The 25,050-nt window shown below is 69.2% G+C and carries 23 protein-coding genes; 12 read left to right on the forward strand and 11 right to left on the reverse strand.

Features of this window, described 5'->3' with window-relative positions:
* The first annotated feature begins 61 nt into the window (after positions 1-61).
* The 4 genes from AB0B45_RS25415 to AB0B45_RS25430 all read left to right on the forward strand — a co-directional run bounded on the left by AB0B45_RS25415 (position 62) and on the right by AB0B45_RS25430 (position 4,158).
* Positions 62-1,288, forward strand: coding sequence for a glycosyltransferase family 4 protein (locus tag AB0B45_RS25415; protein ID WP_358134901.1), 1,227 nt, complete (start codon positions 62-64; stop codon positions 1,286-1,288).
* On the forward strand, positions 1,282-1,989 hold the full coding sequence (locus tag AB0B45_RS25420) for a methyltransferase domain-containing protein (protein ID WP_358134904.1): 708 nt from the start codon (positions 1,282-1,284) through the stop codon (positions 1,987-1,989). Before AB0B45_RS25415 ends, AB0B45_RS25420 begins: the two co-directional genes overlap by 7 nt.
* Positions 1,986-3,011, forward strand: coding sequence for a prenyltransferase (locus tag AB0B45_RS25425; protein WP_358134907.1), 1,026 nt, complete (start codon positions 1,986-1,988; stop codon positions 3,009-3,011). The genes AB0B45_RS25420 and AB0B45_RS25425 overlap by 4 nt, the downstream gene beginning before the upstream one ends.
* A gap of 181 nt (positions 3,012-3,192) precedes the next feature.
* Positions 3,193-4,158: a DUF1702 family protein gene (locus AB0B45_RS25430; RefSeq protein WP_358134910.1), complete on the forward strand. Its 966-nt coding sequence runs from the start codon at positions 3,193-3,195 to the stop codon at positions 4,156-4,158.
* Between the two features lie 96 nt (positions 4,159-4,254).
* Here AB0B45_RS25430 and AB0B45_RS25435 read toward each other — a convergent pair whose 3' ends face one another.
* The gene (locus tag AB0B45_RS25435) at positions 4,255-4,872 is read right to left on the reverse strand and encodes a class I SAM-dependent methyltransferase (RefSeq protein WP_358135126.1); all 618 of its coding nucleotides are present in this window, start codon (positions 4,870-4,872) and stop codon (positions 4,255-4,257) included.
* Positions 4,873-4,952: 80 nt separating this feature from the next.
* On the opposite strand from AB0B45_RS25435, the gene AB0B45_RS25440 reads away from it, so the two are divergent.
* From AB0B45_RS25440 to AB0B45_RS25450, 3 genes are read left to right on the forward strand one after another with little or no spacing between them, the layout of a single operon-like run.
* The gene (locus tag AB0B45_RS25440) at positions 4,953-5,396 is read left to right on the forward strand and encodes a pyridoxamine 5'-phosphate oxidase family protein (protein ID WP_358134913.1); all 444 of its coding nucleotides are present in this window, start codon (positions 4,953-4,955) and stop codon (positions 5,394-5,396) included.
* Positions 5,393-5,584 carry a ferredoxin gene (locus AB0B45_RS25445; protein ID WP_358134916.1) on the forward strand — a complete coding sequence of 64 codons (192 nt, stop codon included), beginning with the start codon at positions 5,393-5,395 and terminating at the stop codon, positions 5,582-5,584. The genes AB0B45_RS25440 and AB0B45_RS25445 overlap by 4 nt, the downstream gene beginning before the upstream one ends.
* 6 nt (positions 5,585-5,590) lie before the next feature.
* Positions 5,591-6,673: a Zn-dependent alcohol dehydrogenase gene (locus AB0B45_RS25450; protein ID WP_358134919.1), complete on the forward strand. Its 1,083-nt coding sequence runs from the start codon at positions 5,591-5,593 to the stop codon at positions 6,671-6,673.
* A 311-nt stretch (positions 6,674-6,984) separates the two neighbouring features.
* Here the strand turns inward: AB0B45_RS25450 and AB0B45_RS25455 are convergent, their stop codons facing one another.
* The gene (locus tag AB0B45_RS25455) at positions 6,985-7,560 is read right to left on the reverse strand and encodes a DoxX family protein (protein ID WP_358134922.1); all 576 of its coding nucleotides are present in this window, start codon (positions 7,558-7,560) and stop codon (positions 6,985-6,987) included.
* 415 nt (positions 7,561-7,975) lie between these two features.
* Here AB0B45_RS25455 and AB0B45_RS25460 point away from each other — a divergent pair, with 415 nt between their 5' ends.
* Positions 7,976-9,193, forward strand: coding sequence for an MFS transporter (locus AB0B45_RS25460; protein WP_358134925.1), 1,218 nt, complete (start codon positions 7,976-7,978; stop codon positions 9,191-9,193).
* A gap of 128 nt (positions 9,194-9,321) precedes the next feature.
* On the opposite strand, the gene AB0B45_RS25465 is transcribed toward AB0B45_RS25460, so the two are convergent.
* The 7 genes from AB0B45_RS25465 to AB0B45_RS25495 all read right to left on the reverse strand — a co-directional run bounded on the left by AB0B45_RS25465 (position 9,322) and on the right by AB0B45_RS25495 (position 17,198).
* Positions 9,322-10,329, reverse strand: coding sequence for a sugar phosphate isomerase/epimerase family protein (locus tag AB0B45_RS25465; RefSeq protein ID WP_358134928.1), 1,008 nt, complete (start codon positions 10,327-10,329; stop codon positions 9,322-9,324).
* Positions 10,326-11,468 carry a Gfo/Idh/MocA family oxidoreductase gene (locus tag AB0B45_RS25470; RefSeq protein WP_358134930.1) on the reverse strand — a complete coding sequence of 381 codons (1,143 nt, stop codon included), beginning with the start codon at positions 11,466-11,468 and terminating at the stop codon, positions 10,326-10,328. Before AB0B45_RS25470 ends, AB0B45_RS25465 begins: the two co-directional genes overlap by 4 nt.
* On the reverse strand, positions 11,468-12,514 hold the full coding sequence (locus AB0B45_RS25475) for a substrate-binding domain-containing protein (protein ID WP_358134933.1): 1,047 nt from the start codon (positions 12,512-12,514) through the stop codon (positions 11,468-11,470). Before AB0B45_RS25475 ends, AB0B45_RS25470 begins: the two co-directional genes overlap by 1 nt.
* Positions 12,511-13,506 carry an ABC transporter permease gene (locus AB0B45_RS25480; RefSeq protein WP_358134935.1) on the reverse strand — a complete coding sequence of 332 codons (996 nt, stop codon included), beginning with the start codon at positions 13,504-13,506 and terminating at the stop codon, positions 12,511-12,513. Before AB0B45_RS25480 ends, AB0B45_RS25475 begins: the two co-directional genes overlap by 4 nt.
* Positions 13,503-14,987, reverse strand: a complete 1,485-nt coding sequence (locus tag AB0B45_RS25485; protein ID WP_358134938.1) for a sugar ABC transporter ATP-binding protein — start codon at positions 14,985-14,987, stop codon at positions 13,503-13,505. Before AB0B45_RS25485 ends, AB0B45_RS25480 begins: the two co-directional genes overlap by 4 nt.
* Positions 14,981-16,138 (reverse strand): ROK family transcriptional regulator, encoded by a 1,158-nt coding sequence (locus tag AB0B45_RS25490; RefSeq protein WP_358134940.1) that lies wholly within the window; start codon positions 16,136-16,138, stop codon positions 14,981-14,983. Before AB0B45_RS25490 ends, AB0B45_RS25485 begins: the two co-directional genes overlap by 7 nt.
* A gap of 187 nt (positions 16,139-16,325) precedes the next feature.
* The gene (locus AB0B45_RS25495) at positions 16,326-17,198 is read right to left on the reverse strand and encodes an SDR family oxidoreductase (RefSeq protein WP_358134942.1); all 873 of its coding nucleotides are present in this window, start codon (positions 17,196-17,198) and stop codon (positions 16,326-16,328) included.
* A gap of 181 nt (positions 17,199-17,379) precedes the next feature.
* On the opposite strand from AB0B45_RS25495, the gene AB0B45_RS25500 reads away from it, so the two are divergent.
* A complete protein-coding gene (locus AB0B45_RS25500) occupies positions 17,380-18,438 on the forward strand; it encodes a dihydrodipicolinate reductase (RefSeq protein WP_358134945.1) in 1,059 nt (352 codons plus the stop codon).
* A gap of 21 nt (positions 18,439-18,459) precedes the next feature.
* Here AB0B45_RS25500 and AB0B45_RS25505 read toward each other — a convergent pair whose 3' ends face one another.
* Both AB0B45_RS25505 and AB0B45_RS25510 read right to left on the reverse strand, forming a co-directional pair.
* Positions 18,460-18,972 carry an NAD(P)H-dependent oxidoreductase gene (locus tag AB0B45_RS25505; protein ID WP_358134948.1) on the reverse strand — a complete coding sequence of 171 codons (513 nt, stop codon included), beginning with the start codon at positions 18,970-18,972 and terminating at the stop codon, positions 18,460-18,462.
* 80 nt (positions 18,973-19,052) lie between these two features.
* Complete coding sequence (locus tag AB0B45_RS25510) at positions 19,053-20,111, reverse strand: MBL fold metallo-hydrolase (RefSeq protein WP_358134951.1); 1,059 nt, start codon at positions 20,109-20,111, stop codon at positions 19,053-19,055.
* A gap of 132 nt (positions 20,112-20,243) precedes the next feature.
* Between AB0B45_RS25510 and AB0B45_RS25515 the strand changes: the two genes are divergently transcribed.
* The 3 genes from AB0B45_RS25515 to AB0B45_RS25525 all read left to right on the forward strand — a co-directional run bounded on the left by AB0B45_RS25515 (position 20,244) and on the right by AB0B45_RS25525 (position 24,995).
* Positions 20,244-20,360 carry a hypothetical protein gene (locus tag AB0B45_RS25515; protein ID WP_358135129.1) on the forward strand — a complete coding sequence of 39 codons (117 nt, stop codon included), beginning with the start codon at positions 20,244-20,246 and terminating at the stop codon, positions 20,358-20,360.
* Between the two features lie 144 nt (positions 20,361-20,504).
* Positions 20,505-21,149 (forward strand): phenylalanine--tRNA ligase beta subunit-related protein, encoded by a 645-nt coding sequence (locus tag AB0B45_RS25520; protein ID WP_358134954.1) that lies wholly within the window; start codon positions 20,505-20,507, stop codon positions 21,147-21,149.
* A 204-nt stretch (positions 21,150-21,353) separates the two neighbouring features.
* Positions 21,354-24,995 carry a multifunctional oxoglutarate decarboxylase/oxoglutarate dehydrogenase thiamine pyrophosphate-binding subunit/dihydrolipoyllysine-residue succinyltransferase subunit gene (locus AB0B45_RS25525; RefSeq protein ID WP_358134957.1) on the forward strand — a complete coding sequence of 1,214 codons (3,642 nt, stop codon included), beginning with the start codon at positions 21,354-21,356 and terminating at the stop codon, positions 24,993-24,995.
* The last annotated feature ends 55 nt before the right edge of the window (positions 24,996-25,050 follow it).

The raw sequence follows: 25,050 nt of genomic DNA on the forward strand, positions 1-25,050 counted from the left end.
CAATGGTAAGGTGCGCAGACTAAGGTCATCTTTCACGGTACCGGTGGAGAAAGGGGTATCCGTGCGGATCGCGCTGCTTTCCTACCGGAGCAAGCCCACCTGCGGCGGGCAAGGCGTCTACCTCCGCCACCTCAGCAGAGAGCTGGTCGCGCTGGGGCACCACGTCGAGGTCTTCTCCGGCCAGCCGTACCCGGAGCTGGACGAGGGCGTGATCCTCAACAAGGTTCCGAGCCTGGATCTTTACCGCGACGAGGACCCCTTCCGCACGCCGAAGCTGCACGAGTACCGCGACTGGATCGACTGGCTCGAAGTCGGGACGATGTGGACGGCCGGCTTCCCCGAGCCGCTGACCTTCACCCTGCGAGCCTACCGCGAGCTGAAGAAGCGCCTCGGCGACTTCGACGTCGTCCAGGACAACCAGACCCTCGGGTACGGCCTGCTCGGCATCCAGAAGCTGTTCCCCGTCGTCGGCACCATCCACCACCCGATCAGCGTGGACAGGCGCATCGAGCTCGAGGCGGCCAAGGGCGCCAAGAAGCTGACCATGCGCAGGTGGTACGGATTCGTGAAGATGCAGGCCAAGGTGGCGCCAAGGCTGAAGCCGATCCTCACGGTCAGCGAGTCGAGCCTGGCCGACATCCACCGCGACTTCAACGTTCCCCAGGCCAACATGCGCCTGATCCCGCTCGGCGTCGACACGCGCTACTTCCACCCGCGGCCCGACAAGCCGCGCAGGAAGGGCTCCATCGTCGCCGTGGCCTCCGCCGACTCCCCCATGAAGGGTGTCTCGACGCTGCTCAGGGCGGTCGCCAAGCTGGCCACCGAGCGCGACGTGAACCTCACCGTCGTCAGCAAGCCGACCCCTGGAGGGCCCACCGAGCAGCTCGTCCAGGAGCTCTCGCTCCAGGACAGGGTCCGCTTCGTCCACGGCATCTCCGACGACGAGCTCGGCGAACTGATCGCCACCTCCGAGGTCTCCGTCGTCCCGAGCCTCTACGAGGGCTTCTCGCTGCCCGCCGTCGAGCACATGGCGTGCGCCACCCCGCTGGTCGCCAGCCGTACGGGAGCGCTGCCCGAGGTGGTCGGGGACGCGGCGGTGCAGGTCGCGCCCGGCGACCCCGAGGAGCTCGCCGCGGTGCTGCGCCGCCTGCACGACGACCCCGAGGAGCGCGAGCGGGTCGGCAAGGCGGGCTACGACCGCGTGATGGAGCGCTACACCTGGCACGTCGTCGCCAAGAAGACCGTCGAGGCCTACAGAGAGGCCATTGAGGAGTTCGGCAAGTGCTGACCGTCGACTTCGCCCGGCTGCCCGTCGGCCCGGGCCATCGCGTGCTGGACCTGGGCTGTGGCGGTGGCCGCCACGCCTTCGAGGTGCTGCGCAGGGGCGCGGACGTGGTCGCCTTCGACATGGACCAGGGCGAACTCGACGGCGTCAAGTCGATGTTCGCGGCGATGGAGGAGACGGGCGAGGCCAAGGGCACGGGCGAGACCGTGCAGGGCACCGCGCTCGACATGCCGTTCGAGAACGACAGCTTCGACCGGGTGATCGCCGCCGAGGTGCTGGAGCACATCCACGAGGACACCACCGCGATGCGGGAGATCCTGCGCGTGCTCAAGCCCGGAGGGCTGGCAGCGATCACCGTGCCCGCGTTCCTGCCCGAGCGGATCTGCTGGGCGCTGAGCGAGGCGTACCACACGGCTCCCGGCGGGCACATCCGGATCTACACGCTGGCGGAGCTGAGGGCCAAGCTCAAGGCGACGGGCTTCAGGCTCGGGCCGCACCACTTCGCGCACGGCCTGCACGCGCCGTACTGGTGGATCAAGTGCGCGGTCGGCGTCGACAACGACAGCCACCCGCTGGCCATGGCGTACCACAAGCTCCTGGTCTGGGACATCATGAAGCGGCCGAAGACGACCAGGGTGGCCGAGGCCGTGCTGAACCAGGTCGTCGGCAAGAGCCTGGTGCTCTACATCAGGAAGCCTGCGTGATCACGCGGGAGCACGTCCTCCAGACCGCGCTGAGCATCGCAGCCATCCAGGAGGACGACGGCGGCGTGCCGTGGCCCGAGGGACACGTCGACGCGTGGAACCACGTCGAGTGCCTGATGGCCATGTCGGTGGCCGGCCTCGCGGACGAGGTCGAGCGCGGCTACGCCTGGCTGGAGGCCCACCAGCGCGAGGACGGCTCGTGGCCGATGAAGCTGGTCGCGGGCGAGGCGGTCGAGCTGGGCGGCGAGACCAACCACGCCGCATACGTGGCCGTCGGCGCCTGGCACGACCTCCTTGTCACGGGAGACCTGGACAACGCGCGACGGCGTTGGGGCATGGTCAAGGCGGCCCTCGACTACGTGGTCGACCTCCAGACCCCTCGCGGGGAGATCGTGTGGGAGCGCGACGCGCAGGGCCGGCCCTCCGGTTACGCGCTGCTGACCGGCTGCTCCAGCATCCACCAGGGGCTGCGCAGCGGCGTCCTGCTCGCCGACCGCCTCGACGATCCGCAGCCGCACTGGGAGCTGGCCGCCGACCGCCTGGCCGGCACGCTGCAGAACACCCCCGAGGCGTTCGCCGACAAGAGCCGCTTCTCGATGGACTGGTACTACCCGGTGCTCGGCGGCGCCGTCCGCGGCGACCTGGCGCTCGACCTGCTCGACAAGGAGTGGGACGCCTTCGTCGTCCCCGGCCTCGGCATCCGCTGCGTCTCCGACCAGCCGTGGGTGACCGGCGCGGAAACGTGCGAGCTCGTCCTCGCCCTCGACGCCGTCGGTGACCGCGAGCGCGCCGAGCGGCTGTTCGCCGACATGCAGCACCTGCGCCACGAGGACGGCTCGTACTGGACCGGCTGGCAGTTCGCCAACCTCAAGCACTTCCCGCACGAGCGCTCCGGCTACACCGCCGCCGCCGTGATCCTCGCCGCCGACGCCCTGTTCGGGTTCACGCCGGGCGCGGGCCTGTTCCGCGACATCCCCGTCTCCGGCCAGACCCACCCCTTCCAGTACGGCAAGCGCGCATGACCGGCGACAGCCGTGACGGCGACGCCGGTTGATCGCTGGGACCCACAAGCCGTTTTGCCGCTTCTTTGCCGCGAAAGGCGGAGCGCCGCCGAGGACCGCCGCGAAGCGCTCACTAGTTTCGTGAGTGGCCGTTCGATGCGTCTTCGGGGGAAGAGTGGGCGACACGGGCACACTTGCGTTCTTGGACCAGGTCAGGATCGATCCGACCGTCTCCTCTTCGCCGGGTCTCCGACGCCTGCTGGCGAAGGATCCCGCCGAGGCCGATCTCGGCAGGCGCCGCTTCCGCCTGAGATCGGGGCCCGCCCGCGCCGCCATGGAGCGCGCCGAGCGCTCGCACGTCTTCGGATACAACGCCGTCCTCTCCCACGAGACGGGCAGGATCGACGAGCTTCACCCTGAGCAGCGAGGCTTCGCCTACGGGGGCGCCGCGATGGCGTGCGCCACCCTCGACCTGCTCACCATGACCAGGGGCCGGCGCCTTCGGGAGCTACTCGCCGGCCCCGCCATACGGCACCAGCACGCCGCGCACCTCGGCGTCGGCCGTGCCTACGCCGGCCTGCGCGTGCGCCCGCTCTGGGGTCTCGGAAACACGCACCCGTTGCTGCGCTGGCTGGCGGTCGACGGGTTCGGTTTCCAGCGCTCGCTCGCCCGCGCCGACATGATGGTGGGCGAGCGAGCCGTCCCCCACCTGCTCACCAGGAGCCAGCGCGCCCTGTTCGACCAGGGGCTCGGGCGCATGCTGTGGTTCCACGACTGCGCCTCGCCCGAGGACGTCTCGGCGCGCCTCACCGAGTTCCCGGCGACGCGCAGGGCCGACCTGTGGAGCGGGGTGGCGTTCGCGGCCACGTACTTGGGCGGCGCGGACGTGGACGAGATGTGCAGGCTGACCGCCTACGCCGCCTCGGACGGCTTCCGCTCCCATGTGGCGCAGGGTGCGGCCTTCGCCGCGGCCGCCAGGATCGGTGAAGGGCACCTGCCCGGCCACACGGCTCACGCCGTCCAACTGCTCGCGGGAGCGGAGGCGGAGGAGGCGGCCTCCTGGGTGGACAGGGCGCTGATCGGGCTCGGCCACGACCCGCACACCCACGAGGACCTCCTCGGCTGGCAGCTTCACGCCCGCAGGGTGTGGACCTGCAGGAACCGGTGACGGCGGCTCACTCGTAGCCGAGGCCCGGCCGCGCGCAGAGCAGCGTCAGGAGCACCGACGGACGCCCTGGGCCAGACAGACGGCGGACCAGCAGGATCACGCTCTGGTGAGAACGCGGAGCGAACCCGTCACCGCGGTCTCCTTGAACGCGCCGGTCTCCAGCGCGCGCAGATAGACCCGGTACGGCGCCTGCCCGCCGTCGGCCGGATCGGGGTAGATGTCGTGGAAGACCAGCGCACCGCCCACCATCACGTGCGGCGACCAGCCCTCGTAGTCACGCGTCACCGGCTCCTCCGCGTGGCCGCCGTCGATGAAGAGCATCGCCAGCGGCGTGTTCCACAGCCGCGCCACCTGCTCCGACCTGCCCACGATCGCGATGACCTCGTCCTCGAGACCCGCCTCCGCGATCGTCGCGCGGAAGGTCGGCAGCGAGTCCATCCTGCCGAACCGGGGGTCGACGAGCGTGGGGTCGTGGTGCTCCCAGCCCGGCTGGATCTCCTCCGACCCCCTGTGGTGGTCGACCGTCACCACGACCGAGCCGGTCAGGCGGGCGGCGGCGCCGAGGTAGACGGCCGACTTGCCGCAGTAGGTGCCGATCTCGCAGATGGGGCCGCGCGTGCCGTACTGGAGGGCGGTCTCGAACAGCGCCCTGCCCTCGTCGGCAGGCATGAACCCCTTGGCGCGCTCGGCGGCGAGCAGCAGATCCGGCGGCATCTCCATGACGAGCACCTTACTCAACACTCCAACCGAACATTCCTCTTGAACGAGATTCTGGAACCTGTTCTACTTGGCACGTGAACCAGCGCGCCCGCATCGCGATGTCCGACGACGACATCGCCGCCTTCCTCCAGGAATCGCGCAAGCTGCAGCTCGCGACCATCAACCAGGACGGCACCCCGCACCTCGTCACCATGTTCTACGCCATGGACGCCGGCCGGATCGCCTTCTGGACCTACGGCAAGGCGCAGAAGACGCGGAACCTGGAACGCGATCCGCGGGTCAGCTGCCTGATCGAATCCGGCGACGACTACGCCGACCTCCGCGGCGTCCTGGTGTACGGCGTGGCCAAGCAGGTCGACAAGACGCTCGACGTCGGCATGGAGATCGCCAGGCGGATGACCCCTGGCGTGCCCGATGAGCTGCTCCGCGAGTACGTCGAACATACGGGGAAAAAGCGCACCGCCTTCGTCGTGGAGCCGACCAAAGTGGTCTCATGGGACCACAGGAGGCTGTCATGAAGATCAAAGTCGATTACCAGGTCTGCGAGGCCAACGCCGTGTGCATGGGGCTCGCGCCCGAGGTCTTCGAGGTGGACGACGACGACCAGCTGCACATCCTGCTGCCTGAGCCGCCGCCGGAGATGTTGGACCGCGTCCGCCACGCGGTGCGGTCATGTCCGAAAGCCGCCCTCTCTCTGGAGGAGTAACCCCCCATGCGCGCAGCGCTGCTCCACACCGTAGGAGACGACAAGCTCGACATCCGCGACGACGTCACCCTGGCCCCCGTCGGCCCGACCCAGGTACGCGTCAAGATCAGAGCCACCGGCGTCTGCCACTCCGACCTGTCGGCGATGACCGGCGTCGTGCCCCAGCCGGTGCCGCTGATCCTCGGCCACGAGGGCGCGGGCGAGGTCGTCGAGGTCGGCGACCACGTCACCTCCGTCCAGCAGGGCGACCACGTCATCATCAACTGGCGCCCCTCCTGCCAGGAGTGCGCGCTGTGCGTGGGCGGCCAGCCGTACCTGTGCATGAAGTACATCATCGAGTCCTTCACCACCGGCACGTTCAGGCTCGGCGACACGATGGTGTACGGCATGGCGGGCTGCGGCACCTGGGCCGAGGAGATCGTCATCCCGTGGCAGGGCGCCATCAAGGTCGACCCCGACATCCCGTGGGAGGCCGCCGCCCTCATCGGCTGCGGCATCACCACCGGCGTCGGCGCGGCCATCAACACCGCCCGCGTCCGGCCGGGCTCCACCGTCGCCGTCATCGGCTGCGGCGGCGTCGGCCTCTCCGTCATCCAGGGCGCCCGCATCTCCGGCGCGCGTACCATCCTCGCCATCGACCCGCTCACCTCGAAGCACGAGCTCGCACTGAAGGTCGGCGCCACCCACGCCGTCACCCCCGACGACCTTCCGGGCGCGCTCCAGGAGCTCACCGGCGCGCAGGGATTCGACTACGGCTTCGAGGTCGTCGGCAAGGCCGCCACCATCCAGAGCGCCTGGCAGCTCACCCGCCAGGGCGGCGACGTCATCGTGGTCGGCGCGGGCGCCATGGACGACATGGTCCAGATCTCGGCGTTCAGCCTGCTGTTCGAGGGCAAGAACCTGCTTTCCTCCCTGTACGGTGAGGCGGACGTCAGGCACGACTTCCCCTACTTCGGGGAGCTGTACAAGTCCGGCCAGCTCGACCTGGACTCGATGATCAGCGCCCGGATCAAGCTGACGGACCTGAACGACGCGGTCACCGCCCTTCGCAACGGAGAGGCGCTCCGCCAGATCGTCCTGTTCGACTGACGGCAGGCGGTGCGAGGTCTCGCTCCAGGCAGTACGGCGTGCGGGACGCGCAACGGTGAGGTCTTCCGCCAGCGCTCCAGGCGGTTCCGTGTGGGGGCTCAGGCCCCCACACCCCCGCGAACTGCATGGTCCTCACCGTAGGGGGCGCTCCGCGCCTTGGGGCTCGGGCCGGTCCTGTGCGGGGCAAGCCCCCACACCCCCGGCGAGGGGCCCGCCCCTCGCGCACCCTCCGGGCGCACCCGCTCGGCGCCCTCACGAGCCGCTCATGCTGGGCGAGGTAGTCGGGGCAGTCGGCGGGCGAAACGGAGTGATCAGAATTGGACGTTAGTCATCGTGTACCACGTCGGAGCGAATACCAGCAGGGCCAGTGCGCCGAGGACCGCGAACGACTTGAGTGCGCGTGAGGTGGTGATGATCGCGGGTGCGATGGGCCTCAGCTTCCATCGTCCGACCGCGATGAACGCCGCGACGCCTCCCAGCAAGAGATTCGCAGGCACCAATTCGTATTCGCTGCGCGTGATGTGAAAACCAGCCGCGAGGATCATCGTCAGCGTCAGGCCAATGGCGGCGAGCAGCGTCAGCTTCGGTTTGACTCCCGTCATCGCCGGCAGGATCAGGCCGACGCCGCCAAGTACCTCGCAGACCCCGATGAAGACGATCAGGGGCTGCGGCACCGCGGCGTACCAAGCCACGGCCCGGGGCGCTGCCGCATACAGGGCTCCGTCGTACAACAGCACCTTGCCGAAACCGCTGCCGGCAAAGAAGAAGCCGAACAACCCTTGAAGTGACCAGAGTGCGCCGTTGAGCGTGAACCTCGTTCCGCGCCCCTTGGGCTGCTGCTCAATGTCCTTAACGCCGAGTAGGTTCTCGCTGGCGTGCCGGTTCATGTCCTGTCACTACCTTTCTCATCGGGTTGGCCGGGGAACTCGCTGGTTCTGTTTGTTCCTTCGTCAGCACGTGGTGGTCGGTACGTGGTGACAGGACTCATCCGACCACCGCAGCGAGGTCGCGCGCGCCGTCCGTGGGACACGGTGGGACACGCGACACGCGGTCTAGCTGCGAAAACAAGAATTTGTACCGTGACTGCGGACTGGGACGGTTCCCGCGGTGCGGATATCGAGCGTCCAAGATGGGGTGCCCGCCGCCCGAGAAGGTGTGGGCCGCGCTGACCGAGCCCGGACAATGCCCGAGCACCTGAAAGGTGAGGACGAGGCGTCCTGATCGATCGGGCCGGCGGGTTTTCGTTATTGATTGGCAGTTTATCGAAAGCGCGACAAGCCGCCGAGCGGTGAGCATGGCGATGTGCCAAGGAACAAATCCATCATCCTGCTGTCGGCCGGGCATGCGTGCGTGGACGTCTACCAGGGCGCTGTGGCTTCGCTCGTCCCGTTCTTCATCGCCGAGCGCGCCTACACCTACGCCGTGGCCTCGGGCATCGTGCTCGCCGCGTCACTGCTGTCCTCGGTGGCGCAACCGCTGTTCGGCGCGCTGACGGACCGCAGGGCGCTGCCCTGGCTGCTGCCGGTGAGCACGATGCTCGGCGGGCTGGGGATCGCTCTGAGCGGCCTCGCCGGCTCCTACCCGCTGACATTGGCGTTCGTGGCGGTGTCAGGGATCGGGGTCGCCGCCTACCATCCCGAGTCCGCCCGTGTCGCGCGGATCGCCAGCAAGGGCAGTCACACCGCGATGGGCTGGTTCTCCCTCGGCGGCAACATCGGCTTCGCCGTCGCGCCCATCCTGGTCACCGCCGTCGTCGCCACCGGCGGGTTGCGGCTCTCGCCGCTGCTCGCGGTGCCGGCCCTCGCCGGCAGCGTGCTGTGCCTGCCGGTCCTGCGCGCACTGGACAGGACAGCGCGTACCGGTTCCGGCACCGCGGCGCCGGTGGGAGCCGACGACAAGATCTCGTTCGTGAAGCTGTCGCTGGCCGTGGTCTGCCGGTCGGTCGTCTTCGTCGGCCTGAGCACGTTCATCTCGCTCTACGCCCAGCAGCGCACCGCGGGCGGCACCTCGGCGGGCACCGCGGCGCTGTTCGTGCTCTATCTCGGCGGGGCGGTGGGCACCGTGCTGGGCGGCAGCCTGGCCGGCCGCTGGGACCGGGTCACCGTCGTGCGCCGGTCATACCTGCTCACCGTCGCCGCCGTCGCCGGCATTGTGTTCATCCCCGGTCCGGCGTTCTACCTGTTCGTGGCACTGACCTCCGCCGGGCTCTACGTCCCGTTCTCGCTGCAGGTCACCCTCGGCCAGGACTACCTCCCCACGCGCGTCGGCACCGCCAGCGGCATCATGCTCGGCCTGACCGTCAGCGTCGGCGGCCTGGCCGCTCCTCTCCTCGGCGGCCTCGCCGACGCCGCCTCCCTTCAGGTAGCCCTCGCCCCGCTGATCATGATGCCCGCCCTGAGCTGGCTGCTGTTCCGGACACTGCCCGAACCGACCGCGCCGAAGCCGGTAGCACCGGCGCGACAGAGCGCGGACGGCGCGGGGATCGAACCCGTTCCCATCCAGCGGACCTCGTCGGGATGAGCCAGATCGTCTCGACGGGAACCGACACGGTCGGGCCGGTCATCAGGTGGGCGGGCTCAGGCGGACCGCCAGGCCGTCCCAGGACGCGCTCCAGGCCGTACGTGAAGTTCGCCTCGCGCGCTCCCGGCTCAGTCCGAGGCGAAGGCCGCGTCGAACGCCGCCGTCGGCGGGGTGATCGCGTTCAGCTTCCTGATGTAGGCCAGCGCCTCGGGCGCCCCGTCCAGCCTGTCCATCCCCGCGTCCTCCCACTCGATCGAGATGGGTCCGCCGTACCCGATCGAGTTCAGCGCGCGGAAGCAGTCCTCCCACGGCACGTCGCCCCGCCCCGTCGAGACGAAGTCCCAGCCGCGCCGCAGGTCGGCCCACGGCAGGTGGGACGACAGCCGGCCCTTGCGCCCGTCGCCGACCCGCACCTTGGTGTCCTTGCAGTCGACGTGGTAGATCCGGTCGGCGAAGTCGAGGATGAAGCCGACGGGGTCGAGGTCCTGCCACACCATGTGGGAGGGGTCCCAGTTGAGTCCGAAGGCGGGCCTGTTCCCGATCGCCTCCAGGGTCCGCTGGGTCGTCACGTAGTCGTAGGCGATCTCCGAGGGGTGCACCTCGTGCGCGAACCGCACGCCCACCTCGTCGAACACGTCGAGGATAGGGTTCCACCTGTCGGCGAAGTCCTGGTAGCCGGCCTCGATCATGGACGGCGGGACCGGGGGGAACATCGCGACCGTGTGCCAGATGGACGACCCGGTGAACCCGACGACGGTGTCGACGCCGAGCAGCGCGGCGGCACGGGCGGTGTTCTTCAGCTCCTCGGCCGCGGCCAGCCGTACCGACTCGGGGTCTCCCGAGCCCCAGACGCGCGCGGGCAGGATCGCCTGGTGGCGGGCGTCGATGGGGTGGTCGCAGACCGCCTGTCCCGCCAGGTGGTTGGAGATGGCCCACACCTTGAGGCCGTGCTTGTCGAGCTGGGCCCGCTTGGCGGCGATGTACGACGGGTCGGCGACGGCCTGGCCGACGTCGAAATGGTCGCCCCAGCAGGCGATCTCCAGGCCGTCGTAGCCCCATTCGGCGGCCAGCCTGCACACCTCGTCGAACGGCAGGTCGGCCCACTGGCCCGTGAACAACGTGACTGGTCTCGTCATGAGATCTCCTTGTAGCAACCCTCGGCCGCGCTCTGCTCGACGGCCGCCAGCACCCGCTGCACCCTCAGCCCGTCGGCGAATGACGGGGAAGGGTCCGTCCCGTTGCCGACCGCCTCGAGGAAGTCCTTGATCTCGTGCGTGAACGTGTGCTCGTAGCCGAGCCCGTGCCCCGGCGGCCACCACGCACCCACGTAGGGGTGGTCGGGCTCGGTGACGAGCACGCGCCTGAAGCCCGTGTCGCCCGAGGACACCCACAGCTCGTTCATGGCCTCGAAGTCGAAGGCCAGGCTGCCGAGCGACCCGTTGACCTCCAGGCGCAGGGCGTTCTTGCGCCCCGTGGCGAACCTGGTCGCCTCGAAGGAGGCCAGCGCCCCCTGCGACATCCGCCCGATGAACAGCGCCGCGTCGTCGACGGTGACCGTCCCCTTCTCGGCGGTACGGCTGCCGCCGAGCCCCGAGGAGGCCGACGCCAGCGGGCGTTCCCTGACGAAGGTCTCGGTGAGCGCCGAGACGCCCACGATCGTCTGCCCCGTGACGAACTGGGCGGTGTCGATGATGTGCGCCCCGATGTCGCCGAGCGCCCCCGAGCCCGCCTTGTCCTTCTGCAGCCGCCACACGAGGGGGAACTCGGGGTCGACGATCCAGTCCTGCAGGTACTGCGCCCTGACGTGCCTGATCTGCCCGAGCTCACCCGCGGCGACCATCCGCTGCGCCAGCGCGATGGCGGGCACGCGCCGGTAGTTGAAGGCGACCATCGACCTGCCGGTCGAGGCGGCGGCCGCCGCCACCATGGCCTGCGCCTCCTCGACCGTGTTCGCGAGCGGCTTCTCGCAGATGACGTGCTTGCCGGCCTGGAGCGCCGCGATGGCGATCTCGGAATGAGAGTCGCCGGGCGTGCAGATGTCGACGATCTGCACGTCGTCGCGGTTGACCAGCTCTCTCCAGTCGGTCTCCACCGCGGCCCAGCCCATCCGTGCCGCGGCGTCAGTGGCGGCCTCGAGCGACCTGCCGGACAGCGCCGCCATGACGGGCGTCACCGGCAGGTCGAAGAAGGCCGCCACGTTACGCCAGGCCTGGGAGTGGACGCGTCCCATGAACGCGTAGCCCACCATGCCGACGCCGATGGTCGTTCGTGTCATCAGGATTCAAACCCCAGAGGTAGGTACTTCTGCACGTTCTCCTTCGTGATGGTCTCCGAAGCGAGCGTGATCGACTGCGGAACCTGGTTCTCCACGAGGTCGCTCATGCCCTTTCCCTGGGCTATCAACCTCGCGAGCTTGACGGCCGACGAGGCCATGGTCGGGCTGTAGGTGACGGTCGCCTCCAGCACCGAGTTGCCCGACTGGATCTCCCGCATGGCGTTGGCCGAGCCGGCGCCGCCCACCATGAAGAACTCGTTCCGCCCCGCCTCCTTGATCGCCGCGAGGACGCCGACGCCCTGGTCGTCGTCGTGGTTCCACATCGCGTCGATCTTCTTGTGCGCCTGGAGCAGGTTGGCCGCGACCTTGTTGCCCGTCTCGACGGTGAACTGGGCGTCCTGCTTGGCGGTGACGCTGAAGCCGTACGTCTTGAGCGCGTCGGCGAAGCCCTTGCTGCGGTCCTGGGTCAGCGGCAGGGTGGCGATGCCCTGGATCTCGACGATCACGGGGTTGATGACGCCCTTGTCCTTCAGCTTCTTGCCGATGTAGTGGCCCGCGGCGACACCCATGCCGTAGTTGTCGCCGCCGATCCAGGTGCGGTAGGCGAGCTTGTCGGGGAAGACGCGGTCGAGGTTGATCACGGGGATGCCCGCGCCGGTGGCCTGGAGCGCGATCTGATTGAGCTGCTGGCCGTCGTTGGGCAGGAGGACCAGGGCGTTCACCTTGGCCGCGATCAGCGACTCGACGGCAGAGATCTGCGCGTTGATGTCGTTGGTCGGCTCGACCGGCTTGAACTCAACGTCGGGGTACTGCTTGGCGGCGGCCTCGGCGTTCTTGGCGATGGCCGCGATCCACCCGTGGTCGGCGGCGGGCGCGGAGAAGCCGATGACGACCTTCGTGCCCGGCTGGTCGTTGCCGCCGGCGGCGGGGGCGGGCGCGGCGCTCTGCGCGGACGGCTGGGCGGCGGGCTGGTTGCTGGTGCATCCGGTGGCCAGCAGGACGGCCCCGCCAACGAGGAAACCTCTGCGCGCGACTTTCTCGGTCATGGTGCTCTCTCCTTGAGGTTTCGCCGCTGGAGAAGGACGGCGATGACGATGATCAGGCCCTTGGCGATCAACTGGTCGCTGGTGTTGAGCCCGTTGAGGATGAACAGGTTGGTGATCAAGGTGAAGATCAGCAGGCCGAGGATGGAGCCGATGATCGTGCCCCGGCCGCCGGTGAGCAGGGTGCCGCCGATGATGACCGCGGCGATCGCGTCCAGTTCGTAGAGGTCTCCATGGGTGGAGGAGCCCGTGGTGGTCCTCGCCATGATCAGGATGGCGGCGATCCCGCAGCAGAACCCCGACAGCGCGTACAGCAGCATCGTGTGCCGCCGCACGTCGATTCCGGCCAGCCGCGCGGCCTCGGGGTTGCCGCCGACGGCGTAGGTGCGGCGGCCGAAGGTGGTGCGGTTCAGCACGATCCAGCCGACCGCGACCACCAGCGCGAAGATGTAGACCAGCAGGGGGACGCCGAGCACCCTGGTGGTCGACAGCGCGACCACCGCCTCGTTGCCCTGCTGGATGAGTTGCGTCTTGCGGTCCGACATCCGCTGGGCCAGACCGCGGGCGGCCACCAGCATGGCCAGCGTGGCGATGAACGGCACCATCCGCCCGTAGGCGATCAGCAGGCCGTTGACCAGGCCCGCTCCGGTGCCGACGAGGACGGCGCAGAGGCCCATGACGAACGGCCCGTAGGACTGGGTGGCGAGCGTGGTCGCCCACACCGAGGCCAGCGCCATGATCGCGCCGACGGACAGGTCGATGCCACCGCCGATGATCACGAAGGTCATGCCGACGGTGATGACCCCGATGGTCGCGGCCAGCGAGAGGATGCTGATCAGGTTGGAGGGGGTGGCGAAGTTCCCCGGTACGGTCACCAGGCCCACGACGGCCAGCAGCACCAGCGCCGCCACCAGGCCCAGATGTCGCACCTCGCCGAACCTGGCGAACACGCCGCCGCCCATGCCCGCGGTCGCGGGAACGCCTTCGGACTTCACGCCGCACTACCTTCCATGATCATGTCCAGCACCGCGTGCTCGTCGAGCTCCTGGGCGGCGGCCGAGTGGATGACGCGGCCCTCGCGGACCACCAGCACGCGGTCGGCCAGACCCAGCACCTCCGGCACCTCGCTCGAGACCAGCAGGACTCCTATGCCCTCGTCGGCCAGCTTTCTGATCACCGCGTACAGCTCGGCCCTCGCGCCCACGTCCACCCCTCTGGTCGGCTCGTCGAGCAGGAGCAGCTTGCGGTCGTTGAGCAGCCACCTGGCCAGCACCGCCTTCTGCTGGTTGCCGCCGGACAGCGTCTTGATCGGCCGCTGCGGATCGGCCGGCCTGATGTCGAGCAGCTGCACGAGCTGCCTGGCCTCGGCGTCCTCGCGGGCCCTGTCCAGCCAGCCGAACCTGGCGTAGCGGCCGAGGCTGCCGAGCGTGATGTTGACCGTCACCGTCTGGTCGAGCAGCAGCGCCTGCGCCTTGCGTTCCTCGGGGGCCAGGCCCATGCCCTGCCGTACGGCGCGGGTGGTGGACCTGGACACGGGGCTGCCGTCCAGCAGGACCCGGCCCGTGGCGCGGCGCGCGCCGTACACGGCCTCGAGGATCTCCGAGCGGCCCGAGCCGACCAGTCCCGCCAGCCCGACGATCTCGCCGGCCCGCACCGAGAAGGAGACGTCGGCGAACACGCCGGGCGCGCCGAGGTTCTCCACGCGCAGGACCTCCGCGCCAGGGGCGGCGCCCGAGCGCGGCGGGAAGACGTACTCCACGTTGCGGCCGGTCATGAGCGAGACGACCTGCGAGGTCGGGGTGTCGCGGGCGGGCAGGCCGACCGCGACCGTCCTGCCGTCCTTGAGCACGGTGACCCTGTCGCCGATCTCCCTGATCTCCTCCAGGCGGTGGGAGATGTAGACGACGGCCACGCCCTGCGCGGTGAGCTCCCTGATGATGCGGAACAGGTTGCCGACCTCGTCGTGGGCGAGCGCGGCCGAGGGCTCGTCCATGACGATCACGCGGGCGTCGTGGGAGAGCGCGCGGGCCATCGAGACGACCTGCTTGGCGGCCGGGGAGAGCCTGCCGACCTCCTTCGACGGCCTGATCTCGCCGTGGCCGAGCCTGGTGAGGATCTCGGTGGCGGTGCTCCTGAGCGTCTTGCGGCGGGTGAAGCCGAGCCGGGTGGGCTCGTGGCCGAGCATGATGTTCTCGGCCACGCTGAGCCCGTCCACGAGGTCGAGTTCCTGGTACATGGTGGCCACGCCGAGCCTGATGGCGTCGACGGGACTGCTCGGCGCGATGGTCGTGCCGTTGAGCTCGATGGTCCCCGCGTCGGGCCGATGAACCCCTGCGAGCACCTTGATGAGCGTGGACTTGCCCGCGCCGTTCTGGCCGAGCAGGCAGTGGACCTCTCCCGCCCGCACGTCGAGGTCCACTCCGTCCAGCGCCCGCACGCCGGGGAACTGCTTGACGATGCCATTCATGATCAACATGTGAGGATCCTGTTGATGTTGTCGGGAGCGAGGTAGTGCTCGATGGCCAGCGTCCCCGCGCCCAGCGCCGCCGCCTCGACCCCGGTACGGCTCGTCACGATGACCAGCTCATGGGTGGCCAGCGGGAGCGAACGCCGGTAGACGGTCTCGCGGATGCCGGCCATCAGGTGCTCGTGCGCCGTGGCCAGCACGCCGCCGATGACGATGACCTCGGGGTTGAAGAAGTTGACGAGCCCGGCGAGCACCTCGCCGATGACCCTGCCCGCCTCCCTGACCAGGCGCAGGGCCTGGGTGTTGCCCTTCTGGACGAGCGCGACGACGTCGGAGCCCGTCTCGGCGGCGAAGCCGAGCTCGGTGAGCCTGCGGGCGAGCGCGTGACCGCCCGCGACCGCCTCCAGGCACGCGGTGTTGCCGCAGTGGCAGGCCGCGTCGTCGTGGCCGCTCACCCTGATGTGCCCGATGTCGCCGGCCGAGCCCTGCGCGCCCCTGTGCAATGCGCCGTCGGCCACGATGCCGCAGCCGATGCCGGTGCCGACCTTGACGAACAGCAGGTGCCTGACGGCGGGGAAGGCGTTGCGGTGCTCCCCCAGCGCCATCACGTTGACGTCGTTGTCGACCAGGCTCATGGCGGCGAAGTGGTCGCGGATCGGGTAGCCGTTCCAGCCCGGCATGATCGGCGGATTGTTCGGCCTGCCCGTCGCGAACTCGACCGGCCCCGGCACGCCGACCCCCATCGCGCTGAGCGCCTCGTGCGGGCGTCCTGTGCGGTCGAGCAGGTCACGGATCCTGCGGTCCACGTGGTCGAGCACGGCCACGGGTCCTTCGCCGATGCGGATCGGGTCCTCGGCCTCGGCGATCACCTGCCCCGTGAGGTCCATCAGCGCGATCCTGCAGTGGGTCGCGCCGAGGTCGACGCCGGCGACCGCGTGGTCCTCGGTGTGCAGGCGCAGCCGGCGCGGCGGCCTGCCACCCGTGGAGTCGCCCGCGTGCGTCTCCTCGACCAGCCCGCGCTCGATGAGCGCGTCGACCCGCTGGGAGATCGTGGACCTGGCCAGGCCCGTGATCCTGGCGAGGTCCGACCGTGTGGTGGCCGAGCCGTTGCCGATCAGCGTCAGAACATCGCCCGGCGAGCCGGGGACGTCACCCGTCATGCCGCGACCATAAGAGGGTACTTATGACGAAAGCAAGGGATCATGAGCCTGTAATGCGACTGATATCTGCACTTCTTCTGCTGAGGATCGAACAAAGTTGGGTCTTGACCGGCAGAACCTGTGGATCTACGACCGAAAAAGGGGACCACCCCTCCAACGAGGTGATCCCCTGGGCGTCCGAGGGCGGCTAGAGCATCGCCTTCATAGAGTCGGCCGCCGACAGCACGTAGGGCTGCTCGACCATGATCGAGTCCCAGTTGTCGGCGATCGTCTCCGGCGTCAGGTCGTCGGCCTTCCACCCCGGCCCCTCGGCGACGAACACCCTCGCCACCTTCCCGCCGCCGACGGTGAACACCTCGCCCGACACCTCGCACGTGTCGTGCGCGAGGAAGGCCACCAGCGCGCTCACCCGCTCCGCCGTGAACTTGGCCTCGAACTCGGCCGGCAGCAGCGCCTCGGTCATGCGCGTCCAGGCGACGGGCGCGATCGCGTTGGCCTTGATGCCGTTGCGCGCGCCCTCGATCGCCAGCGTCTTGGTCAGCCCGACCAGGCCCATCTTGGCCGTGGAGTAGTTGGCCTGGCCGAAGTTGCCGAACAGGCCCGCGGGCGAGGAGGTGTTGACGACGCGCCCGTAGCCCTGCTCCTTGAGATAGGGGTAGGCGGCCTGGCTGACCAGGTAGGAGCCGCGCACGTGCACGGCGAGCACCGCGTCGAACTCCTCGACCGTCATCTTCCCGAACGACTTGTCGCGCAGGATGCCCGCGTTGTTGACGACGATGTCGATCTTGCCGAACGCGTCGACGGCGGACTGGACGATCGCCTTGGCGCCCTCGGGGGTGGCGACGTTGTCGGTGTTGGCGACGGCCTCTCCGCCGTTCTTCCTGATGAGCTCGACGACCTCGGCCGCCGGACCCGCCGAGGCGCCGGTGCCGTCGAGCGCGCCGCCGAGGTCGTTGACCACGACCCGCGCGCCTCTCTCGGCCAGGAGGAGCGCGTGCGAGCGGCCGAGACCGTGCCCGGCGCCCGTGATGATCGCGACCTTGCCGTCGAACCGGAGCATGCGAACCCTCCACCGTAGGAGAACAACATTCTAGTAAGAGCACAATATCTCGATGGAGCTGTTGCGGACAGTGATCAGTCATGCGGATTTCTGCTAGAGTTCTTGACCCCGCTAGGGCGGCGGTCAAGGACGACACCCCTCCCTGTACGGCCCCGCCCACCATCCGGGCTGGAGGCCTCGCATGCCCACACAGCCGCCCCTCCGCGTGGTCCAGTGGGCCACGGGCGCTGTCGGCAGCTTCGCGCTGCGGAGTGTGCTCACCCGACCGGAGTTCGAGCTCGCGGGCGTTCTCGTCTACGACCCGGACAAGGTTGGCATGGACGCGGGCGAGCTGGTGCGCATGCCGGAGACGGGCGTCACGTGCACCGACGACGTGGAGCGGATCATGGCCCTCGACGCCGACTGCGTCCTGCACATGCCGCTGCCCGCCTCCTACTTCGGCCGCGACCAGACCTCGGACATCGAGACGATCTGCGCGCTGCTCGCCTCGGGCAAGAACGTGATCACCACCACGGGCTTCGTCTACCCGCGCTCCTACGGCCCCGGCGTCGTCGAGCGCATCGAGCAGGCCTGCAAGAAGGGCGGCACCTCGCTCCACGGCACCGGGATCAACCCCGGTTTCATGAGCGACTTCCTTCCGCTGGCGCTGACCGGGCTCTCGAGCAGGGTCGACCACGTCTACGTGCGCGAGTCGTCCGACTTCCGCGGCCACCCGTCCCGGCAGGTGGTGGTGGACCTGATCGGCTTCACCCGCTCGGCCAAGGACTACACCGCCGCCGTCCGGCCGTACCGGGCCTTCCAGCGCTCGCTCTTCGCGGAGAGCGTGCAGCTGGTGGCCGACGCGCTCGACGTGCGGCTCGACGAGGTGGAGGAGAGCGACGAGTTCGAGCTGGCGACCGAGGAGTTCGAGATCGCGGCGGGGCTGGTCCGCGAGGGCACGGTCTGCGCCTCCCGCTGGGTCTTCTCGGGGCTGGTGCGGGGGCGGCCGTTCATGACCATCGAGTGCGTCTACAAGGCCGACTCGACCAAGGTGCGCCGCTGGCCCGAGCCGGGGTTCGCGATCCACATCGAGGGGGTGCCGCAGATAATGGTGACCGTGGACGAGGTCTCCCACGGGCTCGCGGCGGCCGCGGCGCGGGCGGTCAACAACGTGCCCGCCGTGTGCGCGGCGCCGCCCGGCATCCGCACCATGCTCGACCTGCCCGTCCCGACCGGCCGTCACACCGTCACCCGCCACTGACCGCCGTCGGCGGCCGGCGGGTCAGCTGAGCGCGCCCTCCCTCGACAGGATCTGCGGCACGACCACGTCGGCCCAGGCGGCGAGCACCTCGTCGCCCGGCAGATCGGCCTCGAGCAGCGCGAGCCCAGGCGTGGGCACGGCCGCCCCGAGCTCCACCAGCAGCGGGCGGAAGTGGGCCTCCACGGCGAGGGCGTGCCTGGGGTCGCCCATGACCAGCACGGGCAGCGCCGTCTTGCCCGCCAGTGCCCTCGGCGGCAACCGGTCGAGGAACGCCTTGAGCAGCCCCGTGTAGGTGGCCTTGTAGGTGGGGCTGACCAGCACGACCACCGACGCGCTCCGCACCAGGTCAAGCGCCACCTCCAGGCCGGCGTGCGCGCCGGGGTCGAGGAGGAGGGGGGCGAGGGCCGACAGGTCGACCACGTCCCGCCCCCCTTCGTGACCGAGCCTGGCGGCGATGGCATCGGTGGCCGCCACTGCGGCGCCATGGGTTCTGGATCCCGCTCGCGGGTTGCCGACGACGGTGACGATGCTCATCGCTCTCCTCTGGCCGCTGCTCAGCCTTCGCGACCGACGCTACGCATGCGGTGAGAGTAAGTCAATTTTTCCTACTTGATTTACATAGAATGCCAGACGTCCCGCTCTCCGCGGGCGCACCTGACCCTGCCCCTGGCCTCCAGCCAGACCAGATGCGCGAGCGTCTCGTTGTTGGCCGCGCGGCGCATGAACGGCTGGATCGTCTCCCACGGCCGCGACCACGTCAGCCTGGTGGCGATGTCCCAGCAGGTGATGCCGTCGTGGGCGGCCACCACGCCCTCGATCTCGGCCAGCCGCTCCTCGTGGTGGCCGATCACGTAGTCCACCCGCTCGGCCAGTTCCATGAAGCGGTACTCGTGCGCGGGCAGCACCTCCTCCACGTCGAGCTTGCGCACGGCGAGCAGCGCGTCGAGGTAGTCGGCCAGCGGGTTGGGCCCTGACTGCGGGTGCACCGCCACGATCGGGGTGATCTTGGCGAGCACGTGGTCGCCGGAGAACAGCACCTTGCGCTCGTCGGAGACGAAGCACAGGTGTCCCGGCGAGTGCCCCGGCGTCCACACCGCCCGCAGGTCCCAGCCGGGCAGGCCCAGCCGTTCACCGTCCTCGACCAGCCGGTCGGGCCGTGCCATCGTCACCATGTGCCTGATCATCATGGACGCGCCCGCCAGCTCGCCCAGCGTGGCCTCGGGCACGCCCGACCTGACCAGCAGCGCCCTCTCCTTCTCCACCAGCGACTCGACGTACTCGTCGTCGTAGCGGTCGCTCAGCAGGCTCGCGTCGGCGGGGTGGAGCGCGATCCACGCGCCGGACGCCTCGCGGATGCGTCCGGCCAGCCCGTAGTGGTCGACGTGGATGTGGGTGACGAGCACGGCCTTGACGTCGGTGATCGCGTAGCCGGCGACCGCGAGGCCCGCGGCCAGCGCGTCGTAGGCCTCGTCGGTGTTCCAGCCCGCGTCGATGATCGCCACTCCGTCGGGCAGTTCGAGGGCGTAGACGAGGACGTAGCGCAACGGATTGATCGGGATCGGCACCGGGATCGACCACAGGCCCGGACGGACCTTCTCGACCACGGGAAGCGTCCCGTCCAGCCAGGCGGCCCGTTGAGCCTCGTTCGCCGCCGTCACCACAAACTTCGACATCTCACCATTGTTCCAGAACCATGTTCGGTTTTGGTGGCCCATGGATGAAGCCTCCAGGGCAGGACATCCGCGACAGCCCCACTGGAGGTCGTCGCCCAGGCCGCGGACGGCAGGTCCGCCGTCGACCTGGCGCTGTCGCACCGCCCCGACGTGGCCGTGGTCGACCTGGAGATGCCCGCCCTCGGCGGGCTCGAGGTCAGCGCCGAGCTGGCCGCCACGTGGATCCCGGGCTGGCCGCCGACGCCCTGACCGCCCCCGAGTGCCCGCTCACGCCGCGCGAACTGGAGGTGCTGCGGCCGGCGGGTTCGACACGCCGGTGGCGGTGATCGCCCGCCGTACGCACCTGTCGGGCGGGACGGTCCGCAACCATCGGAGTCCTTCTAGGCTGGAGAGATGATTGAAGACGTTCGCGTCCACCCTGAGATCTTCGAGCTGAGGCCCGACTTCGCCGTGCTGGTCATGACCGCGTACGGCCTGCGCAACGGTCCCACGGACGACCGCTCGCGCGCCTGGCTCGAGGAGGCGTCGTCGCATGCCGTACGGCAGGAGAAGATCGACCCGTGGCGCGAGGCCTACCGGGCCTTCGGCGCCAAGCCGCAGCGGACCAGGCCCTCGGTCGACGCGCTGACCCGCCGTCTGCCGCTACCCGAGATCAACCTCGTGGTCGACGCCTACAACGCCGTCAGCGTCAAGCACGTGCTGCCGATCGGCGGCGAGGACCTGGGCCACTACCGGGGCGCTGCGCACCTGATGCGGGCCAGGGGCGACGAGCCTTCTGAGGAGGCGCTCGGCACGCCCGACGCGGGCGAGGTGATCTGGCGCGACGACGTCGGCGTCACCTGCAGGCGCTGGAACTGGCGTCAGGTGGTGCGCACCAGGATCACCGAGGAGACCACCGACGCGCTGTTCCTCCTGGAGCGGCTCGAACCGCTCTCGCTGGAGGAGCTGAAGGAGGCCGGGGAGGAGCTCGCGGAGCTGCTCACGCGGATCACATCGGACATTAAGGTCGAAACCCGACTCATTGTTAGCAGGAGGTAAAACCTCCCCCTGATCGTTGATACCGAATGGTAACAATGGCTGCACCCCCAGGAATGACTAGGGAGGCGTGACCACTTTGGACTCTCCTGAGAGGATCAGGCGGAGTGGTGTGGCCTCAAGGGCGCACTCTGCCGGTCGAGGCGAGTAGCCTTGGACAGGTTCTCTATCATCAACGCCGATCTGCGGAAGAGGGCGATTTCCGCCGTGTCGTCTGAGTCGTCGCGGACAAACCCGCTGGCAAGCTTTGGGCAGAATGAATGGCTTGTCGACGAGCTGTACCAAAAGTATCTCCAGGACCCCGAGTCTGTAGACAAGGCTTGGTGGAACTTCTTCGCTGACTACAACCCTGACTATGGACCGGGCAGAACCCCGGCCAGGGAGGCGGCGAACGGCACAGCGACCGCGCCTGCCCCCGCTGCTCCTAAGGCCGCCGTGACTACCACCGCTACTGAGAAGCCCAAGGTCTCCACTCCCGTGCCCGCCGGCGCGGAAGAGGTCAAGCTGCGCGGTGCCTCGGCCCGCACGGCGGCGAACATGGACGCCTCGCTGGTCGTGCCGACGGCCACCAGCGTCAGGGCCATTCCCGCCAAGCTGCTCATCGACAACCGCATCGTGATCAACAATCACCTCGCGCGCGGTCGCGGCGGCAAGATCTCCTTCACGCACCTGATCGGCTACGCCATCGTCAAGGCGCTGAAGACCATGCCGGAGATGAACTTCTCCTACGCCGAGGTCGACGGTAAGCCCACGCTGGTCAAGCCCGAACATGTCGGCTTCGGCCTGGCGATCGACGTGCAGAAGAGCAACGGCGAGCGCCAGCTCCTCGTGCCGTCGATCAAGGCCGCGGAGGACATGGACTTCCGCCAGTTCTGGATGGCCTACGAGGACGTCGTCCGCAAGGCCCGCTCGGGCAAGCTCGGTGTCGACGACTTCGTCGGCACCACGATCTCGCTGACCAACCCCGGCACGATCGGCACCGTCCACTCGGTGCCGCGCCTCATGCCGGGACAGGGCACGATCATCGGCGTCGGCGCGATGGACTACCCGGCCGAGTACCAGGGCGCCTCGCCCGACACGCTCTCGCGCCTGGCCGTCTCCAAGGTGATGACCCTCACCAGCACCTACGATCACCGGATCATCCAGGGCGCCCAGTCGGGCGACTTCCTGCGCACGATCCACCGGCTGCTGCTGGGCGAGGGCGGCTTCTACGACGAGATCTTCGAGGCGCTCAGGATCCCGTACGAGCCGGTCCGCTGGACGCGGGACGTCTCGGCCTCCCACGACGACGACGTGGCCAAGTCCGCCCGGGTGATCGAGCTCATCCACGCCTACCGGGTCCGCGGCCACCTCATGGCCGAGACCGACCCGCTGGAGTACAAGCAGCGCAAGCACCCCGACCTCGACATCCAGTCCCACGGCCTGACGCTGTGGGACCTGGAGCGCGAGTTCGCCACCGGCGGTTTCGGCGGCCGCCCGCTGATGAAGCTGCGCGAGATCCTCGGCGTGCTGCGCGACTCCTACTGCCGCACCGTCGGCATCGAGTACATGCACATCCAGAACCCGGAGGAGCGGGCCTGGATCCAGGCGCGGGTGGAGAAGCCGCACGCCAAGCCCGACCGCGAGGAGCAGCTCCACGTGCTCGCGCGCCTCAACACGGCGGAGGCGTTCGAGACCTTCCTGCAGACGAAGTTCGTCGGCCAGAAGCGCTTCTCCCTGGAGGGCGCCGAGTCCCTCATCCCGCTGCTCGACTCGGTCATCAGCGAGGCCGCAGGCGAGAGCCTCGACGAGGTCGTCATCGGCATGGCCCACCGCGGCCGGCTCAACGTGCTGGCCAACATCGTGGGCAAGTCCTACGGCCAGATCTTCGGCGAGTTCGAGGGCAACATCGACCCCCGCACCGCCCACGGCTCCGGCGACGTGAAGTACCACCTGGGCGCCAGCGGCACCTTCACCGCGCCGACCGGCAAGACCATCGTCTCCTCCGTGGTCGCCAACCCCTCCCACCTGGAGGCGGTCGACCCGGTCCTCGAGGGCGTCGTCCGCGCCAAGCAGGACCTGCTGGAGCGCGGCGAGGAGGGCTTCTCCGTCCTGCCCGTGCTCGTCCACGGCGACGCCGCCTTCGCGGGCCAGGGCGTCGTGGCCGAGACGCTCAACCTGTCGCAGCTGCGCGGCTACCGCACCGGCGGCACCGTGCACATCGTGGTCAACAACCAGGTCGGCTTCACCACCTCGCCCGCCTCGTCGCGAAGCAGCGTCTACGCGACCGACGTGGCGCGGATGATCCAGGCGCCGATCTTCCACGTCAACGGCGACGACCCCGAGGCCGTCGTCCGCGTCGGCAGGCTGGCCTACGAGTACCGCCAGACCTTCCGCAAGGACGTCGTCATCGACATGGTCTGCTACCGCCGTCGCGGCCACAACGAGGGCGACAACCCGGCCTACACGCAGCCGCTGATGTACGACATCATCGACGCCAAGCGTTCGACCAGGAAGCTCTACACCGAGGCGCTGATCGGCCGCGGCGACATCACGGTCGAGGAGGCCGAGTCGGCGCTGCGCGACTACCAGGCGAAGCTGGAGCAGGCCTTCACCGAGGTCCGCGAGGCTGCCAAGCACCCCGCCGACTCCGGCGAGCTGCAGGTGCGCACCACCGAGATCGTCAAGTGGTCCCACGCGGACACGCCGACGGCGATCTCCGACGAGACGCTCAAGCGCGTGGTCGACACCCAGCTCAACCTGCCCGAGGGCTTCACCCCTCACCCGCGTCTCGCGCCGATCATCCAGCGTCGCGGTCAGATGGTGGAGCAGGACAGCATCGACTGGGCCATGGGCGAGACCATCGCCTTCGGCTCGCTGCTCATCGACGGCCACCCCGTCCGGCTGGTCGGCCAGGACTCCCGCCGCGGCACGTTCGTCCAGCGCCACGCGGTGCTGGTCGACCGTCTCACCGGCGAGGACCACACGCCGCTCAAGACCTTCAACCATGGCACGACCAAGTTCTACGTCTACGACTCGCTGCTGAGCGAGTACGCGGCGCTGGGCTTCGAGTACGGCTACAGCGTGGTCAGGCCCGACGCGCTCGTCGCGTGGGAGGCGCAGTTCGGCGACTTCGTCAACGGCGCCCAGACGATCATCGACGAGTTCATCTCCTCCGGTGAGCAGAAGTGGGGCCAGAAGTCCGGCGTCGTGCTGCTGCTGCCGCACGGCTACGAGGGTCAGGGCCCCGACCACTCCTCGGCCCGCATCGAGCGCTTCCTTCAGGTCTGCGCGCTCGACAACATGACCGTCGTCCAGCCGACCACCCCTGCCAACTACTTCCACCTGCTGCGCTGGCAGGTCGAGTCGGGCAGGCACAAGCCGCTGGTCGTCTTCACGCCCAAGTCGCTGCTGCGGCACAAGAAGGCGACCTCGAGCGCCGCCGAGTTCACCTCCGGCACCTTCCAGCCGGTCATCGGCGACACCACGGTCGACCCCGGCAAGGTCACCAAGGTCGTGCTGTGCTCCGGCAAGGTCTACTACGACCTCGCCGCAGCCCGCGAGAAGTCGCCCGCCGCCGACAACACGGCGATCGTCCGCATCGAGCGGCTCTACCCGTTCCCCGAGGACGAGCTCAACGCCGAGCTCGCCCGCTACAGCCCCACAGTGGAGCTGGTCTGGGCGCAGGACGAGCCGGTCAACATGGGGCCGTGGCCGTACCTCACGCTGAAGCTGGCGGAGAACCCAGACCTGTTCGGCGGCCGCCGCCTGCGCAGGGTCTCCCGCACGCCCAACAGCTCCCCCGCGACCGGCTCCCACGCCGCTCACGACAGGGAGCTGGAGGAGATCCAGCACGCGCTGTTCGGCTGACGCACGATCGAACGCCCCGGCCTGTGACAGGCCGGGGCGTTCGGCTTTCCCGAGG

This window comes from Nonomuraea sp. NPDC049152 (genome assembly GCF_040648355.1).
Lineage (GTDB): Bacteria > Actinomycetota > Actinomycetes > Streptosporangiales > Streptosporangiaceae > Nonomuraea.

Coding starts and splice junctions, on each gene's coding strand:
- AB0B45_RS25435 (WP_358135126.1), bottom strand. CDS start 4,872: ATGCCGCCGGATCTGCTGCTCGCCGCCGAGCGCGCCAAGGGGTTCATG.
- AB0B45_RS25445 (WP_358134916.1), top strand. CDS start 5,393: ATGAAGATCAAAGTCGATTACCAGGTCTGCGAGGCCAACGCCGTGTGC.
- AB0B45_RS25450 (WP_358134919.1), top strand. CDS start 5,591: ATGCGCGCAGCGCTGCTCCACACCGTAGGAGACGACAAGCTCGACATC.
- AB0B45_RS25455 (WP_358134922.1), bottom strand. CDS start 7,560: ATGAACCGGCACGCCAGCGAGAACCTACTCGGCGTTAAGGACATTGAG.
- AB0B45_RS25465 (WP_358134928.1), bottom strand. CDS start 10,329: ATGACGAGACCAGTCACGTTGTTCACGGGCCAGTGGGCCGACCTGCCG.
- AB0B45_RS25470 (WP_358134930.1), bottom strand. CDS start 11,468: ATGACACGAACGACCATCGGCGTCGGCATGGTGGGCTACGCGTTCATG.
- AB0B45_RS25475 (WP_358134933.1), bottom strand. CDS start 12,514: ATGACCGAGAAAGTCGCGCGCAGAGGTTTCCTCGTTGGCGGGGCCGTC.
- AB0B45_RS25485 (WP_358134938.1), bottom strand. CDS start 14,987: ATGTTGATCATGAATGGCATCGTCAAGCAGTTCCCCGGCGTGCGGGCG.
- AB0B45_RS25490 (WP_358134940.1), bottom strand. CDS start 16,138: ATGACGGGTGACGTCCCCGGCTCGCCGGGCGATGTTCTGACGCTGATC.
- AB0B45_RS25495 (WP_358134942.1), bottom strand. CDS start 17,198: ATGCTCCGGTTCGACGGCAAGGTCGCGATCATCACGGGCGCCGGGCAC.
- AB0B45_RS25500 (WP_358134945.1), top strand. CDS start 17,380: ATGCCCACACAGCCGCCCCTCCGCGTGGTCCAGTGGGCCACGGGCGCT.
- AB0B45_RS25505 (WP_358134948.1), bottom strand. CDS start 18,972: ATGAGCATCGTCACCGTCGTCGGCAACCCGCGAGCGGGATCCAGAACC.
- AB0B45_RS25510 (WP_358134951.1), bottom strand. CDS start 20,111: ATGTCGAAGTTTGTGGTGACGGCGGCGAACGAGGCTCAACGGGCCGCC.
- AB0B45_RS25520 (WP_358134954.1), top strand. CDS start 20,505: ATGATTGAAGACGTTCGCGTCCACCCTGAGATCTTCGAGCTGAGGCCC.